This is a genomic window from Sphingobacterium sp. Mn56C (assembly GCF_049319645.1).
GTDB lineage: Bacteria > Bacteroidota > Bacteroidia > Sphingobacteriales > Sphingobacteriaceae > Sphingobacterium.
In genome coordinates this window covers 15,841-31,875 of the sequence record NZ_JBMOUC010000004.1, presented here as the reverse complement: position 1 = coordinate 31,875, position 16,035 = coordinate 15,841, and the positions used below count along the sequence as shown (strand labels likewise).

At 41.7% G+C, this 16,035-nt stretch carries 12 protein-coding genes; 8 read left to right on the top strand and 4 right to left on the bottom strand.

Annotated features, from left to right (window positions below; genetic code table 11):
• The first annotated feature begins 2 nt into the window (after positions 1-2).
• The 5 genes from ACL9RF_RS11485 (at position 3) to ACL9RF_RS11465 (ending at position 6,907) form a co-directional block, all read left to right on the top strand.
• Positions 3-1,010, top strand: a complete 1,008-nt coding sequence (locus ACL9RF_RS11485; protein ID WP_422800777.1) for a D-cysteine desulfhydrase family protein — start codon at positions 3-5, stop codon at positions 1,008-1,010.
• 321 nt (positions 1,011-1,331) lie between these two features.
• On the top strand, positions 1,332-3,638 hold the full coding sequence (locus ACL9RF_RS11480) for a GH92 family glycosyl hydrolase (protein ID WP_422800776.1): 2,307 nt from the start codon (positions 1,332-1,334) through the stop codon (positions 3,636-3,638).
• 430 nt (positions 3,639-4,068) lie between these two features.
• On the top strand, positions 4,069-5,352 hold the full coding sequence (locus ACL9RF_RS11475; protein WP_422800775.1) for a Gfo/Idh/MocA family protein: 1,284 nt from the start codon (positions 4,069-4,071) through the stop codon (positions 5,350-5,352).
• 181 nt (positions 5,353-5,533) lie between these two features.
• Positions 5,534-5,854: a hypothetical protein gene (locus ACL9RF_RS11470; RefSeq protein WP_422800774.1), complete on the top strand. Its 321-nt coding sequence runs from the start codon at positions 5,534-5,536 to the stop codon at positions 5,852-5,854.
• A gap of 48 nt (positions 5,855-5,902) precedes the next feature.
• Positions 5,903-6,907 carry a redoxin domain-containing protein gene (locus ACL9RF_RS11465; protein ID WP_422800773.1) on the top strand — a complete coding sequence of 335 codons (1,005 nt, stop codon included), beginning with the start codon at positions 5,903-5,905 and terminating at the stop codon, positions 6,905-6,907.
• 142 nt (positions 6,908-7,049) lie between these two features.
• On the opposite strand, the gene ACL9RF_RS11460 is transcribed toward ACL9RF_RS11465, so the two are convergent.
• Positions 7,050-8,051, bottom strand: coding sequence for a beta-ketoacyl-ACP synthase III (locus tag ACL9RF_RS11460; protein WP_422800772.1), 1,002 nt, complete (start codon positions 8,049-8,051; stop codon positions 7,050-7,052).
• A gap of 422 nt (positions 8,052-8,473) precedes the next feature.
• Here ACL9RF_RS11460 and ACL9RF_RS11455 point away from each other — a divergent pair, with 422 nt between their 5' ends.
• The 3 genes from ACL9RF_RS11455 to ACL9RF_RS11445 all read left to right on the top strand — a co-directional run bounded on the left by ACL9RF_RS11455 (position 8,474) and on the right by ACL9RF_RS11445 (position 11,886).
• On the top strand, positions 8,474-9,772 hold the full coding sequence (locus ACL9RF_RS11455) for a cryptochrome/photolyase family protein (protein ID WP_422800771.1): 1,299 nt from the start codon (positions 8,474-8,476) through the stop codon (positions 9,770-9,772).
• Between the two features lie 287 nt (positions 9,773-10,059).
• Positions 10,060-11,292, top strand: a complete 1,233-nt coding sequence (locus ACL9RF_RS11450; protein ID WP_422800770.1) for a glucuronyl hydrolase — start codon at positions 10,060-10,062, stop codon at positions 11,290-11,292.
• Positions 11,293-11,598: 306 nt separating this feature from the next.
• Positions 11,599-11,886 (top strand): putative quinol monooxygenase, encoded by a 288-nt coding sequence (locus tag ACL9RF_RS11445; protein WP_422800769.1) that lies wholly within the window; start codon positions 11,599-11,601, stop codon positions 11,884-11,886.
• 185 nt (positions 11,887-12,071) lie between these two features.
• Here ACL9RF_RS11445 and pgl read toward each other — a convergent pair whose 3' ends face one another.
• Genes pgl through gndA form a run of 3 tightly spaced genes read right to left on the bottom strand, consistent with a single transcriptional unit; the run spans position 12,072 to position 15,773 of the window.
• Positions 12,072-12,791, bottom strand: coding sequence for a 6-phosphogluconolactonase (pgl, locus tag ACL9RF_RS11440; RefSeq protein ID WP_422800768.1), 720 nt, complete (start codon positions 12,789-12,791; stop codon positions 12,072-12,074).
• Between the two features lies 1 nt (position 12,792).
• On the bottom strand, positions 12,793-14,340 hold the full coding sequence (gene zwf, locus ACL9RF_RS11435; RefSeq protein WP_422800767.1) for a glucose-6-phosphate dehydrogenase: 1,548 nt from the start codon (positions 14,338-14,340) through the stop codon (positions 12,793-12,795).
• Between the two features lie 29 nt (positions 14,341-14,369).
• Complete coding sequence (gene gndA / locus ACL9RF_RS11430; RefSeq protein WP_422800766.1) at positions 14,370-15,773, bottom strand: NADP-dependent phosphogluconate dehydrogenase; 1,404 nt, start codon at positions 15,771-15,773, stop codon at positions 14,370-14,372.
• Positions 15,774-16,035 lie beyond the last annotated feature (262 nt).

Below are 16,035 nucleotides of genomic sequence, written 5' to 3'. Positions count from 1 at the left end.
CTATGATAACAAATTATATTGCCGATAAATTTGAGGCCTATCCATTTATAGAAAATGCCACAGGCGTTTATCCTTTACATCGCTTAAATGCGCACCTGCAGGGGGTAGAGCTTTATATCAAGCGAGATGATGTGATGGATGTAGGTCTTGGAGGTAATAAATTACGGAAATTGGAGTACCTGGTGCAGCATGCTATAGAAATAGGTGCTGATACCTTAATTACCTCCGGGGGCATACAGTCGAACCATGCCCGTTTAACGGCAATTGTAGCCGCAAAAGCGGGTTTACATTGTGAGTTGGTGTTATCGCAAGCGGTGGAGAATGATGCTGCGGTGTACCAGCATAATGGTAATATATTGCTGGAGAAATTATTGGAGGTGCCTACGTATATTGTACCGAAAGGGAGCAGCACAGCAGATTTTATTGAACAGCGTGTTACAGCTTTGAAGCAGCTTGGGCGCAAACCTTATGTTGTTCCGATGGGGGGCTCCAGTGCAATTGGATGTTTGGGGTATGTGAATTGTTTCCTGGAGCTTGCCGCTCAAAGTAAAGCCTTAGGGAAGCAGTTTTCAGCTATTGCTGTCGCGAATGGCAGTGCTGGAACACATGCCGGACTCCTGGCTGGGAAAATTTATAGTCGGGATAATACCACGCAAATCGTGAGCTATGCTGTATTAGCCGATGAAAATACGGCCATAGCAAATACCTTAACTAAAACCCAGGCTACATTGGCTTTATTAGACCCTACACTGGGGGTCACTGCTGCGGATGTATGTGTTAATGGCAACTTTTTGGGATCTGCTTACGGACAGCCAACGGTAGAGATGTGGGATGCTTTGAAAATTATGGCTAAAACAGAGGGTATTTTTTTAGATCCTGTATATAGTGGAAAAGCCTTTGCGGGCCTTTTGGCAGATATTAAAAAGGGGATGTATCCGGTGGGTAGCCAGATTTTATTTATGCATACCGGAGGAACACCGGGCTTATTTGCCTATGAAAACTACCTTTAACTTTTGTAATATTTAAGTGAGGTAAAATTTTATTGTTAGGATTTTTTACATGAACCTTTATCGTTTTTCGATGAGGTTTTTTTGCTTTACAGGCTTTAAATGCACTTTCTTGCCTTTTTTTTCGTGCTATATTTACCGAAATAAAATAATCCATTAAAAAAGTAAATAAATCAATTGTTTGTTCTTAAAGAATTGTTTTGCTAGCTTTGATTATAGTACAGCATAGTACAGTTGTCTAAGTTTAATGGTTTGCTAATTTGTTTTAGCATTTTATTACTCCAAAACAAACACAATAAAGTAACTTATTTTATACCTCTTAAAATGCGATTATTAAAAGTAGTTTTTTGTGCTGCGGCCATGGTATGTGCCAGTTCCGCGTTGCAGGCGCAAAAAGGAAAGGTTCGAACCTTAACCTCTTATGTAAACCCCTTCATTGGAACAGGTCCTGTCGATGGAAATAGTTTATCCGGAAACAACTATCCGGGTGCTACCGTTCCTTTTGGCATGGTACAGTTAAGTCCGGATACGAAGGATGTCCCAGATTGGAATGCCGCTTCGGGTTACGACTATAATGACCCTACCATTGCGGGGTTTAGTCACACCCATTTAAGTGGTACAGGCGTGGCCGAGTTTTTTGACCTTTTAGTGATGCCTATGACAGGGGCGAGGCATGTACGTGCCGGTGATGTCAATAATTCGAGTACAGGTTACCGATCCAAGTTTTCGCATGATCAGGAATGGGCACGCCCCGGATACTACAAGGTAAATTTACTCGATTACAATGTTGTTGCCGAACTTACGGCTACAGCGCATGCGGGTTTCCACCGCTATACCTTTCCACAGGTAGACACGGCACATGTGTTGCTTGATTTGGACCATACCTTAAACAAGGGCGCATGGGGTACAAAAATTATACAGTCGCAAATTCGTTTGGTAGACACGCATACTGTAGAGGGTTTTCGTGTATTGACCGGATGGGCGAAGTTGCGTAAGGTATATTTCCGCATTGAATTTTCACAGCCTATTATTAACCATTTCATCATGGATGGCAACCATAGCTATGTACAAGGCAAGGTGGTAAACGGCGGAGACCTGAGGGCAGTTTTCGATTTTGCAGCTAAGGGTACTAAGCCGCTTTTAATGAAGATTGGCATCTCGGCGGTGAGCACAAAAAATGCAGCAGAGAACCTATCGGCAGAAATTAATGGATGGGATTTTGATGGCGTTGCAGAAAAGGCCGATAAATTATGGGAAACGGAACTGGAAAAAATTAAGGTCGAGGGGTCAGACTTGGATAAAACCAAATTCTACACCAGCTTGTACCATTCCTTCTTGCAGCCTAATGTGATATCCGATGTAAATGGCGATTATATAGGTACTGATTATGTAACACGGAATAACGGGCAGGAGCTTTTTTATTCTACATTTTCGCTATGGGATACCTACCGCGCCGCGCATCCTTTGTATACTTTGGTACAGGAAAAACGTACCGCAGGTATGGTCAATAGTTTGCTGCAGCAGTTTGATACCTATGGCTACTTACCGATCTGGCAACTTTGGGGGCAAGAGAATTACTGCATGATTGGTAACCACGCCATTCCGGTTTTGGTAGATGCCGTGATGAAGGGTGTACCAGGTATTGATGAGGAGCGGGTTTATAATGCCGTAAAGCAATCGTCTAGGATAGCGCACCCTAACTCGCCTTTTGATGTTTGGGATAAATACCAATTTATGCCAGAAGATATACAGACACAATCCGTATCGATTACCTTGGAAATGGCTTACGACGATTGGTGTGTGGCAGCATTAGCCCAAAAGTTAGGTAAAAAGGAAGACTTTGCGTATTTCAGTAAGCGCGCCCAGTATTATAAAAATGTATACGATAAGAAGTCGGGTTTCTTTAGAGGAAAAAACAAAAATGGCGAATGGTTAGCACCGTTCAATCCATTGCAGTATGGCGCAAATGGCGGTAATCCGTATACCGAGGGTAATGCATGGCAATATTTTTGGTACGTACCGCATGATGTGAAAGGTTTAGTAGATCTTGTGGGAGGCGATAAAGCCTTTACAGCTAAATTGGACGAGTTTTTTACCTTAGAAACAGCCCTGGACGAATTGAATCATAATGCATCTGGTTTTATTGGGCAATATGCGCATGGAAATGAACCAAGCCACCATGTAAGTTACCTGTATAATTACGTAGGCCAACCCTGGAAGACCCAAAAGTATGTCGCACATATATTAAATGATTTGTATACCGATTCGCATGCAGGATACCCTGGTAATGAAGACTGTGGGCAGATGTCAGCTTGGTATGTATGGAGTGCAATAGGTTTTTATCCGGTAAATCCTGCTAATGGGGTATATGCTATTGGCTCTCCACAGTTTACATCGGCGAAGATTAACTTGGAAAATGGTAAAACATTTGAGGTCGAAACCAATAAAAAGTCAAGTCAGGATATTTATATTCAATCGGCAAAATTAAATGGTAAGCCTTATACCAAAACTTACCTTACTCAGCAGGATATTGTGCAAGGAGGGAAATTAGTGTTTGTAATGGGAAGTAAGCCAAATACAAAATGGGGTGTTTCCGCTGCAGACAGACCTATCGACGGTTTCAAAAGATAATACAACACCTTAACTAGGGATTTAGAAAGATAAAAACAAATCACCTTACCTAACCTTCTGTTAAATTATTTTGCATAAATGTTTAGTAGAAATTTTAAAAAAGGCCGTTCAAAATTTTTGAACGGCCTTTGTATTTTTTTGAAAATGTAACAATTTACTGTATTCGCTTTATTCTTTTTCTTAATTTATTATCTTAGTACTGGCATATACCTAAAATAATAACGGTTATGCTAGCGCAAGCAAGCATTTTGCTGAAAACAATTTTTTAAACCTACGTATAGCAATCGGAATTATGGAAAACAACTGTGGCCCTTTTTTTTACCTCAATTATGCAATCGGTTGCACAATTGGATTTGGAAGGTTTGGAAAACCTGTTGCTTAAAGCGGAATAACGTACTAACTAACTATAAAACTATTATAAATCAAAAGCATGAAAAGACGTGAATTTATCCAAAAGAGTGCCATCTCTGCCTTAGCTTTTACCGTTGTTCCCAGGGTTGTACTCGGAGGAAAGGGGTATGTTGCTCCGAGCGATCGTATAAATTTGGGATACATCGGTGTTGGAAAACAAGCACATGGTTTGTTGCATAGCATTAATAACTGTAAAGAGATCAATGTAGTAGCGGCCTGTGATGTAGACAAGAAAAAACTAGCCTATTTTTTAAATCTGGCCCAGAAATCACAAGAAAATCTTAAAAAACCGACAACAGCTATCCAGGGATACGGTCTTTATCGCGAATTACTGGAACGTAAAGATATTGATGCAGTAGTTATTGCCACACCCGACCATTGGCATGCACAGATTGCTGTAGATGCGGCAAAGGCAGGGAAGGATATCTATTGCGAGAAACCTTTAGCCTTAACCATTGCCGAAGGCCGGGCGATGGTTGATGCCACCCGAAAATATAAAAGAGTATTTCAGACGGGCAGTATGCAGCGCTCGTCTTTTAACTTTAGACAGGCTGCAGAGCTAGTTTATAATGGATACATCGGTCAAATAAAGGAGATTAATGTGTCTGTTGGTGAGCCGGTTAAGCAGTGCGATTTACCCGCTTTGCCCACCCCTGAACACCTGGATTGGGACATGTGGATCGGCCCTTCGCTATACAGAGGGTATAACCCCATATTAGCCCCACCGTTGGAAGACGAAAAATGGGCTTGGTGGCGTGGTTACAGAGATTTTGGTGGGGGCTATGTGACCGATTGGGGCGCGCATATGTTTGATATTGTGCAATGGGCATTGGGTATGGACAATTCTGGCCCGGTATTGTATATTCCGCCAACGGTGCCTAATGCAGATACAGGTTTGTCATTTGTATATGCGAACGGCGTAAAAGTAAACCACAAGCAATGGGGGGTAGGAAACGCGATTCAATTTATTGGAGACAAAGGTACTATAGAGGTGAGCCGTGAATTTATCCGTTCAAACCCTGAAAACCTAGCAAAGATGGAATTCTCCAAAACCGATAAACGCTTATATTATAGCGATAATCATGCGCAAGATTGGGTTAATGCGATGCAAAAACGAACTAAACCTATTTGCGATGTTGAAATTGGGCATCGCACAAGTACGTTATGTAATACGGTGAATATTGCTTATGAACTTGGAAAAGAAATTAAGTGGAATCCTAAAAAAGAAGAGTTCGATAATGTCTATGCGAATTTAATGCGTAGCAGACCCTATCGCGGAAAATGGGATTTTAATAACTTTTAAGTGCTAAGTGCGTAAAACGACTTTTTCTAAAGTACAGTGTATCTAAATTAAAACGTTATAGCCGCCTTTCGAGGGGGCTATATTTTTATTTTTTCAAAAAAACATATATAGTCTATTGGTTTAGTAGTTAATAAAGTTTACTTTTGAAATTAAATCAACTGCTATTTACACTAAAATGAATATGGCGATACCGTATCAGCATACATCAGCCTTAATGCGAAGTATATTATGCCTACAACCTACTGGCGTACAAAGCCGGGCAATACCGTATTTTATGGGCAACAAATCATTTGATAGACCTATCCCGGCGGCGCAGCAGTTTTTTCAGACAAGCAAGAGGCAGCCGGCATACAGGTTACGAACAAGACGTACACGAATTATCCAGGCTAGGGAAACTTTCCGACCGGATACAACTGGAGGGGGCAAGTCTCACCAGGTAGCCGCGACCGTTAACCGTGGGGAAGGTGAGGCGTTTGGAGTATATTTAGGGCAGCTGATTTAAGAAAAAATTAGAAATAAAATAATGTTTAACCTCTTAATACGTATAGCTATGAAACCTATGTTATCTATACTTACAGCAGCGGTTTTTAGTGCTGTATCTGTTTATTGTGCGCAGGCACAGACTACACAAGCCTTACAAGTTGAAGGTAATATAACGGGTTTAAAATCAGGGAAGGTATACCTGCAGCAGTACGAAAATAAAATTTTCAAAACCATAGATTCTGCGGCCGTTAAAAATGGGAGGTTTACCTTTAAGACCGCCGTCGTACTACCCGAACTGTATGCTATCGCCTTAGCCAAAGATGCCAGTCCGCTACAGGTATTTTTGTCGGCAGAACCTATCCAGCTAAAAATAGATAACCTGGGTCAGCAGGCTCGTCTTCAGGTAACGGGTTCAAAACCGCAGCAGCAGTTTGCTGAATTCCAGCAGCGACAGCAGCAGCTAACAGCAGCAGAATTTATTAAAGAAGACCCTAGTTCCATTGTTGCGGCGTATGTTTTATTTCGCAACTATTCTTACAACCTTTCACCCGCAGAAATTGAAACACACCTGGAATTATTGTCACCGACCTTAGCCAACAGCCAGTATGTGCGCATCCTAAAGGATCTTGTTGAAAAGCAAAAAGCTGTGCAGGTAGGTAACAAAGCCTTGGATTTTGTGTCTAAGGATCCGGAAGGCAAAAAGGTTCGTTTTTTCGATCACCTGGGGAAGGGCTACGTATTGCTCGACTTCTGGGCAGCATGGTGCGGACCATGCCGCAGGGAAAACCCAAATGTTGTAGCTGCATTTAATGCGTATAAAGATAAAGGGTTCTCGGTGTTTGGGGTATCCCTCGATAAGTCGCATAAAAACTGGATAAAAGCAATTGAAGACGATAAATTAAACTGGGCACAGGTATCTGACTTAGCCTTTTGGGATACCGAGGCGGCAGCCCTATACGGGGTTCGGTTTATTCCAAGTAACCTATTAATTGATCCGAATGGTGTAATTGTGGCCCGCAATATAAAGGGGGCAGCGCTGGAGGAGAAGCTCCGAGAGATCTATGGCGAATAAGCACCATTGTAAAGATAAACAGTAGGTGTAGGGCGTTTATATTTGTTAATCGGTAGAATATCGACGACCTATAACCTGCTCTTTAAAATAAAAAGGATATGGCTCCCTTTTTCAGGCTGCCATATCCGTTATATGGTATAGTTTAAATCATCCATTTAAATAAACTAGCACCCCAGGAGAAGCCTGCTCCGAATGCCGTAAGCATCACCAAATCTCCAGTTTTGATCTGTTTAATATTTTCCCAGATGCACAATGGAATAGTAGCCGCTATGGTATTCCCCAGGTACTCAATATTACTTAAAGCCCTCCCCTCCGGAATATCCAATGCCCTTCCAACAGCATCAATAATACGTTGGTTTGCCTGGTGTGGCACCAACCAGTTTACATCGTTTATGGTCAGGTTGTTACGTTTTAATACCGTCTGACAAGCATCGGTCATCGACTGTACGGCATGTTTAAAGACCGTTTTACCGTCCTGCTTCAGGTATCTTTTTTCCAGCGCATTGTTGTTATCGTCAGACATGGGATATTGTGTACCTCCACCTTCAATATGTAAATACTCCCGACCATCGCCATTGCTACGCAAGTACGCATCCATTATTCCACCTTCATTGGAAGGCTCGAGCCATACAACACCAGCACCATCGCCAAACAGAATATTTGTAGAGCGGTCGTAAACATCTACATAGGTACTTATATTATCGGCACCAACAATTAATACATTTTTGTAACGGCCAGTTTCAACTAATGAAGCCCCCATATCCAGGGCATATAAAAAACCAGAGCATGCTGCGTTCATATCAAATGCCCAAACATTAGTCATACCTAATTTTTGCGCAATAATATTAGCCGTAGCAGGCATAGGCATATCAGGCGTAGATGTGGCCACAATAAGCGCATCCACATCGGCCAAATTTTTATTGTATTTCTGTATAAGATTCTGTATTGCACGAACCGCCATATCGGAGGTTGCTAAATCTTGATCCAGAATTCTCCTTTCTTTGATCCCCGTTCTTTTTACAATCCATTCGTTAGAGGTATCAACTAGTTTTTCCAAATCTTCATTGGAACGTTTATTTTGAGGGATATACCCCCCGATTCCAGTAATGGCAGCAAAAAGTTTATTGGGTAAAATTTCAATCATGAATCACTATTAAATATATCTTCTCTTCTTTATTCACACTTTTTAATTTCCCTATTTTAGGCTATTATTAACATATTTGAGCATAAAATAGTGCCGCAAAACATAGGTTTATGCAACATCAAAATTTAAAGTTGTAAAAGTACTATCTTTTCCGAAATTAAGCCCCACAAAATAACGATTTTTGACAGTTTAATTATGTTTTTTTATTGATTTAACTTATTTTATTATATTTTCTAGTACTATATTTAGGTGTAGTATACGAATGGAAAAATATAATTCTGAGCATTATTTATAACGTGTTATTTTTATAAGCTTCAGCTATACCAAAAACCAAAACGGTATACCGTTTGCACTTTCGTATATTACACGTAAGCTCCAATTTTTACGACATATGGAAGCAACTTTTTATCTTTGCATTAATTATGGAAAAAAACGAATCGGTACAGGTATTTTGGTTTCGAAGAGATCTTCGGTTAACGGATAATATAGGCTTAGCTAAGGCCTTGGAAAATGGAGGCACTGTACTGCCGATTTTTATTTTTGATACCCATATCTTAGGTAAGCTGAGCGACCCTTACGACCGTAGGGTCGACTATATACACCAAGCTGTAGCGGCGTTAAAAAAACAATTACATACCTATCATTCCGATATTAAGGTTTTTGTAGGCACCGCATTGTCCGTATTTTCCGCCTTGCACGAGCAGTATAACCTTCGGGCAGTCTATTGCAATACCGATTATGAACCCGCAGCAATCGAAAGAGATGCAGCGGTAAAAGCCTATTGTGAAGCAAATAACATCCGCTTTCACAGTTATAAAGACCAGGTTATATTTGAAAAGTCAGATATTGTGAAGTCCGATGGATCGCCGTATACCGTCTATACTCCATACAGTCGGAAATGGAAAGAAAAACTTGACCTGAACGCCAATGGAGAGCCATCGCTATACTGGGAGGGGTTTTATAAAACGACAACCTCCGAACTACCGACATTGGCAGAAATTGGTTTTCAAAAAACAGATCTGGTTTATAAAGAACCCCAGCTTCAGGAAGCCCTTATCGCGAGCTACGATCAGTATCGTGACTTTCCGGCTTTAGGGCATACCAGCCGTCTAGGCATAGCCCTACGTTTTGGTACAATATCTATCCGTCGTTGTGTGGCTTTCGCCATAAAACATAATGCCACCTGGTTAAATGAGCTGATATGGCGCGAGTTTTTTATGCAGGTACTGTATCACTTTCCACAGGTGCAGCAGCAGTGCTTCAAGCCGGCCTACGAGCGCATAAGCTGGCGCAATAAGGAGGAAGAGTTTAAACGCTGGTGTGCGGGTGAAACCGGCTATCCGCTTGTGGATGCAGGCATGCGGGAACTAAATACCACAGGTTTTATGCACAACCGGGTACGCATGGTCGTGGCAAGTTTTCTGACCAAGCACCTGCTTATAGATTGGCGTTGGGGAGAAGCCTACTTCGCGGAGAAGCTACTGGATTACGACCTTGCGGCAAATAATGGTAACTGGCAGTGGGCAGCGGGTTGCGGTTGCGATGCGGCACCATATTTCCGGGTGTTTAATCCGAGTGAACAGCAGCGCAAATTTGACAAGGAGCTGCGTTACGTGAAACAATGGAATCCGGACTTTGAGACTACGGCATTGACTCCCATTGTGGAGCATAGTTTTGCGCGAGAAAGAGCATTGCGCACCTATAAGCAGGCACTGAAATAGGTATTCTTTTGCTGAAGCGTTTTAAAATTATAACAGCTAAAAAGGCGCCCCAGGGGCAGTAATTTTTTACGAAATCGTTTTCGTTTTTTTTTGATTTAAAGGTCATTTAAATTTTAGTTATTTGAGGTAATAACCAAAATTTAAATCCTATGACCCTTAGAAACACGCTGGCTAAAAGCCAAATTTTATACCCTACACAAACGCTTCATATGAGGCCTTTTTCTGCGGTGGGTCTACATGGCATAACCAACTAATATCCAGAAAAAAAATCCTTTAACTATACGATTATGAATATACTGAAATCAAGTTTATTTGTAGCTGTTGCTGCGGCATTATTTGCCTTTCAAAACCCCGACCTTAAATCGAAGCCGAAGATTAAGCCCTCTTTAACAAAAGAATTCGTTGTGAAAGAACTGCATGATGCAACTGCGCAATACAAAATTATGGCTGCACGGACTCCTTTACAGCGCATGCCAAAAACCTATTATGCCGATAAAGACTCCTTAGAAACGAGTAATACCAGTTGGTGGACCTCGGGCTTTTATCCGGGTACTTTATTGTACCTGTATGAATTTCAAAAGGATCCCGTTTTGTGGACAGAAATTGAAAAACGATTACATATCCTTGAAAAGGAGCAGTTTAATAAGGGCACGCACGACCTCGGATTTATGTTGTACTGCAGCTTTGGTGCAGCAAACCGCTTAAAACCGAATCCGCAGTATAAGGCTGTGCTACTGCAGGGGGCAGAGTCGCTGAGCAGCCGGTATAATAAGAATGTCGAAGCGATACGTTCCTGGGATCATAATAAGGATAAGTGGCAGTTTCCCGTAATTATTGATAACATGATGAATCTTGAGTTTTTAAATTGGGCATCCCGCGAAAGCGGAAATCCAAAGTATGCAGATATCGCTCGTAAGCATTCGGATAAAACCATAAAGCATCACTTTAGATCCGATTTCAGCTCGTACCATGTTGTCGATTATGATACGCTATCCGGTGCGGTGCGCCATCAGCATACTGCGCAAGGCTTTAGCCATGCGTCAGCATGGTCGCGCGGACAAGCATGGGGCTTGTATGGTTACGTCATGATGTACCGTGATACACGCGATAAAGCCTATTTAGCGCAGTCGGTGCATATTGCCGAATACATTCTTAATCACCCACATCTGCCCGCAGATGCTATTCCGTATTGGGACTTCGATGCGGATAATATCCCGAATGCAAAGCGTGATGCCTCTGCAGCAGCAATCATTGCATCCGCATTATTAGAATTACAGGGTTATGTAAAAGCTGAGCAACAGACAAAATACTTAAAATATGCTGAAAAAATGCTGACAAGTCTGGCTTCTAACAGCTATAAAGCGCAAGCCGGCACGAATGGTGGTTTTATTTTAAAGCACTCGGTAGGTTACCTGAATGCCAATTCCGAGGTAGATGTACCCTTAAGCTATGCCGATTATTACTATGTAGAAGCCCTGGTAAGGTACAAGAAATTGCTGGAAGGAAAATCCGTTATTTAAGAAGCTAAATAGTAGGCTGCCAAATTTATAGGCAGAAGGGGAGAGCTGTTTTTTCAGCTCTCTTTTTTTTTACTAAAAGCTGCTACGCTGTCCTAATGAATTTCTACAAAATGCGATTCCTGCCATTTGGCTTTATTTTTCGTATAGCATATGCTGCTCCTGGAGAAGCGCGAAGCCTTGTTTATTCCCCTGGAATATAGTACCATTTTACTACCCCATAGATAGGGAGAAAGGCGTTATGAAAAAAGACTCTTGTAGGATAATTAACATAAGAAGCTTATCTTGTGGTATTAAAAATATTATGCTATGAAAGTATACCTTACTGCTACATTACGTGTAAACGAGAATTATCTAGAAGAGGTAAAGCCAGTACTATTAAATATGGTGGCGGAAACGCGTAAAGAGAAAGCCTGCTTACAATACGACCTACACCAAGGTACAGACGACCCGGCGACCTTTGTTTTTTATGAGATCTGGGAAAATCAAGAAGGGCTGGACTTGCACAATAAACAGCCCTATATTCAAAATTTTGGCGCTTTTGCTGCCGATAAAATTGAAATAGGTCCCGTGCTGTTAAAGCTACAAAAAATCTAATTTTTAGGAAGCTTTAATAAAAGAAATCCCACCGTTTTTAGCTGGTATTACCGTTAAAAAAGGTGGGATTTTTGGTATAAAACCATTGTCTTTTTCCAGGCTCCACAGCAGCTTCCGGAATGACCCTTAGAAAGCCAACTCTAAAAGCGGCTGGAATTAAAAATACCGAAACATGCAGCGCAATGTTAAGCTAATTTACTTGCCGCTGCCTCATCCACCACAAACAACAAATCCCCATGAACCGGGTTTAATAGTTGCGAAGGATATTGCTGTGCATTACGTTCCCCTTGCAGAACCTCAAATAAAGCAGGTGCTTTTTTATCGCCAAAAGTAATGACCACCAACTGTTTTGCCTTGTTAATCAGCGGTGCTGTCAAGGTAATGCGGTACATGTTTTGCGGTTCCAAGTAGTACGCATCCACCCATTTTTCCGTTTCATTAAGTACCGCCGTTCCGGGGAACAGCGATGCCGTATGGCCGTCGTCGCCCATGCCCAAAAGAATGAGGTCGAACACCCCATCAGGTCCCAAGACACGTTTCAATATGTCGCTATACGTCTGCGCATAGACCTCTGCCGAGGCATCAGGGCTATACATCGGGAAAATATTCTCCTGAGGGATAGGAACATGGTTTAATAAAGTCTCGAAAGACATTCTAGCATTACTTAAATCATCCTCCAGAGGAACCCAACGTTCATCGCCCCAGAAAACATAAACCTTAGTCCAATCAATTTTATCTGCATATGCTGGCGTTGCCAACAACCGATATAAATCAACAGGAGAGGAGCCACCTGTCAGTGCAACGGTAAACTTATTATTTGCAGCAATAGCCTGCTGCGCCTGTTGCAAAAACAGTGAGGCTACAGCCTCACTGATTTCATGTTTATCTTTGTATACTTGTATCACGTTACTTCTTTAGTTTATCATTCGTTTTTTTTTCCGATTTAGAAGCTTTCTGATGGGCATTGACGGCCCAAACATGACCTTGCGAAGCAATTAGCGCTTCCGCGTTTTCAGGTCCCCAACTTCCGGATTGGTAATTCGGGAAATCCAATGAATCTCTGCTTTCCCAAACCTCCTGGATAGGCGTAATAACATCCCAAGCTTCTTCAACCTGATCGGAACGCATAAACAACGTAGCATCACCGTTTAAGGCATCCAAAAGCAACGTTTCGTAAGCCTCTGGCGATTGTGTAGAGCAGGTATCGTAATCGAAAATCATTTCCGAAGGGTTTAAGGTCATGCTTAAGCCAGGGCGTTTTGTCATAAACCTTAACCGGATATCCATCTGTGGTTGAATGTTTATTGTTAAGCGGTTTGCCATTAAATTTTCTGCCTGTCCATTCGAGAACGTCGAGTGCGGTACGGCTTTAAATTGAATGGTAATGGAAGAATGTTTCTCCTGCATACGTTTACCCGTTCTTAAATAAAAAGGTACACCCTGCCATCTCCAATTATCCAAGTAAAATTTTATTGCGGCAAAAGTTTCCGTATTGGAGTCAGAACTTACACCCTCTTCTTCACGATATCCAGGTACCTTTTTACCTTCAATCCAACCCTCATTATACTGGCCTCGCACGGCATAGCGCCCTACCTCTTCGGGTTTTATTCTACGTATAGCCCGTAAAACATCCACTTTACGGTTACGGATTTCCTCGGCACGGAATGAAGCCGGAGTTTCCATGGCTACCATACAAAGAATCTGCAAGAGATGGTTCTGTATCATATCCTTGAGTGCACCGGCACCCTCGTAGTAACCACCGCGGTTTTCAACACCCACCTGTTCGGCTACAGTAATTTGAATATAATCGATATAGTTACGGTTCCACAGCGGCTCAAACAACGCATTTCCAAAGCGGAATGCAAGAATATTCTGTACCGTTTCTTTACCCAAGTAATGGTCAATACGGTAAATCTGATTCTCCTGGAAGGTATTTGTCAAGAGCTGGTTTAGGGCAACAGCCGTTTCCTTATTATAACCAAACGGTTTTTCGATGACAATACGATCCTGCTCCGGATTATTTGCTAAGCCCGACTCATTGATATGCAACGTGGCCGCTTCAATAAATTTTGGCGCCACAGAAAGGTAAAACAAACGGTTGGCACGCACCCCCCATTCCTGATCTAAGGCATCCAATTTTTCCGCTAAAGCATGGTACGAATTTACATCATCGATGTTCGATTGGAAATACGTAACATTGGGGTTAAACTTTTCCCAAGTATCTTGTTGCGGAGCTCCTGTTCTTGAAAAATCTTTAAGCCCTTCTTTTAACCTTTCACGGTAATTATTATCGTCCAATTTGGTACGGCCCAAGCCAATAATGGCAAACTTCTCCGGCATCCAATCGTCCAAAAATAAGTTGTAAAAAGCGGGAATCAATTTGCGTTTTGCTAAATCGCCCGTACCCCCAAATATGACAATAATTGCGGGATTAGCTTTTTTACCTGTTTTCATAGTTCTTTAAAATAATGAGCAGTCGCTTGTTAGTTCCATTGTGTGTGAAAAACACCCTCACGATCAATTCTCTCGTAAGTATGTGCTCCGAAATAATCCCTTTGCGCCTGAATAATATTCGTTGCCAAACGCTCCGAACGGTAGGAATCAAAGTACGACAAAGCATTCATAAATGCAGCCACAGGAACGCCCTGATCTACAGCATCCTTAATAATGGCACGCGCACCTTCTTGTGTTCGGATTAAATTAGCAGCAATGGCATCGTCTAAAAGAATATTTTTTAAGGAAGGGTTACGGCTGTATGCTTGTCTGAAATCCTCCAATACCGCTGCACGGATAATACAACCTCCACGCCATATTTTTGCTACTACCTCCAGGTTTAACTCATATCCATAGGTTTCAGAAGCTATAGAAAGTTGTACTAAACCCTGTGCATAGGTGTTTATCATGGCAAAATAAAAAGCATCTTTAAGCTGCGCCAATAAGGCCGTTTCGTTAAACTCTTTTTGTGCTGGCGTCCAGGTTAACTTTTTAGCAGCTTCGATACGCTCAGGTTTAAACTTAGACATATCCCGCATGGTCACGGCAGCATCGATTACCGGAACCGGAGCCTGTAAATCCATCGCATTTTGAGAAGTCCATTTTCCGGTACCCTTAGATTTTGCCCAGTCCGAGATGACATTCACCAAACGGTTACCCTCGTCGTCGAATGTATTTAATATATCTGCCGTAATTTCTACCAAGAACGATTGTACCTCCGACTCTTTCCATTCCGCGAAAGTCTGTTGGATTTTTTCGTCGCTGATACCATAACCACGCTTCATTAAATCGTAAACCTCGGCAATTAATTGCATAATACCATACTCAATACCGTTGTGAACCATCTTAACATAGTTACCCGCAGAGCCATTGCCCAAGTATTCCACACAAGGATCGCCATTTACTTTTGCCGCTATAGCTTCAAAAATAGGACGCAATCTCTCGTACGCTTTTCTATCGCCACCCGGCATCATACTAGGGCCGAAGCGAGCGCCTTTTTCACCGCCCGAGATACCCATTCCGAAGAAGTGGATATTTTTTTCAGCAAGTTCCGTAAACCGACGGTCGGTATCGGGGAAGTACGAGTTTCCACCATCAATAATTATATCCCCTTCTTCCAGATGCGGTAACAAACTATGTATAGCGCTATCTACAGGTTTTCCTGCCGGCACCAACAACATAATGGCGCGGGGCTTACGGATTAAGTTTACGAATTCTTGCGCTTCTGTAGTTGCTTTAACATCCTGTTCTGCAGTAGCTTCATTTTGCAGTGATTCCGCTTTTTCACGGTCTAAATCTAAGCCAGCAACGGCAAATTTGTGGTCGGCCATGTTCAATAGGAGGTTACGTCCCATAACACCCAAGCCTACGATACCAAAATCATATGATTTCATAAGTTCTTTTATATTTGAATTAGATGCCTTAAAATCAGTTTAATAACCAATTAAATAATGTTTAGTAGGTTATTTATCTAATGTTTAGAATCTACCAAATATATTAATCTTTTTCGGTACTTACCCGTAAAATTTTAATTAAGAACCTATTTTAGGTCATTAATTTTGCAATACTGGTATTTATTTGACTTTATTTTTATGAAAATAGCATTTTAAGGATTTATCTTTTGATTATTTCTAAAAGAAATCGAGAGACAAGCCA

Coding starts and splice junctions, on each gene's coding strand:
- ACL9RF_RS11485 (WP_422800777.1), top strand. CDS start 3: ATGATAACAAATTATATTGCCGATAAATTTGAGGCCTATCCATTTATA.
- ACL9RF_RS11480 (WP_422800776.1), top strand. CDS start 1,332: ATGCGATTATTAAAAGTAGTTTTTTGTGCTGCGGCCATGGTATGTGCC.
- ACL9RF_RS11475 (WP_422800775.1), top strand. CDS start 4,069: ATGAAAAGACGTGAATTTATCCAAAAGAGTGCCATCTCTGCCTTAGCT.
- ACL9RF_RS11470 (WP_422800774.1), top strand. CDS start 5,534: ATGGCGATACCGTATCAGCATACATCAGCCTTAATGCGAAGTATATTA.
- ACL9RF_RS11465 (WP_422800773.1), top strand. CDS start 5,903: ATGAAACCTATGTTATCTATACTTACAGCAGCGGTTTTTAGTGCTGTA.
- ACL9RF_RS11460 (WP_422800772.1), bottom strand. CDS start 8,051: ATGATTGAAATTTTACCCAATAAACTTTTTGCTGCCATTACTGGAATC.
- ACL9RF_RS11455 (WP_422800771.1), top strand. CDS start 8,474: ATGGAAAAAAACGAATCGGTACAGGTATTTTGGTTTCGAAGAGATCTT.
- ACL9RF_RS11450 (WP_422800770.1), top strand. CDS start 10,060: ATGAATATACTGAAATCAAGTTTATTTGTAGCTGTTGCTGCGGCATTA.
- ACL9RF_RS11445 (WP_422800769.1), top strand. CDS start 11,599: ATGAAAGTATACCTTACTGCTACATTACGTGTAAACGAGAATTATCTA.
- zwf (WP_422800767.1), bottom strand. CDS start 14,340: ATGAAAACAGGTAAAAAAGCTAATCCCGCAATTATTGTCATATTTGGG.
- gndA (WP_422800766.1), bottom strand. CDS start 15,773: ATGAAATCATATGATTTTGGTATCGTAGGCTTGGGTGTTATGGGACGT.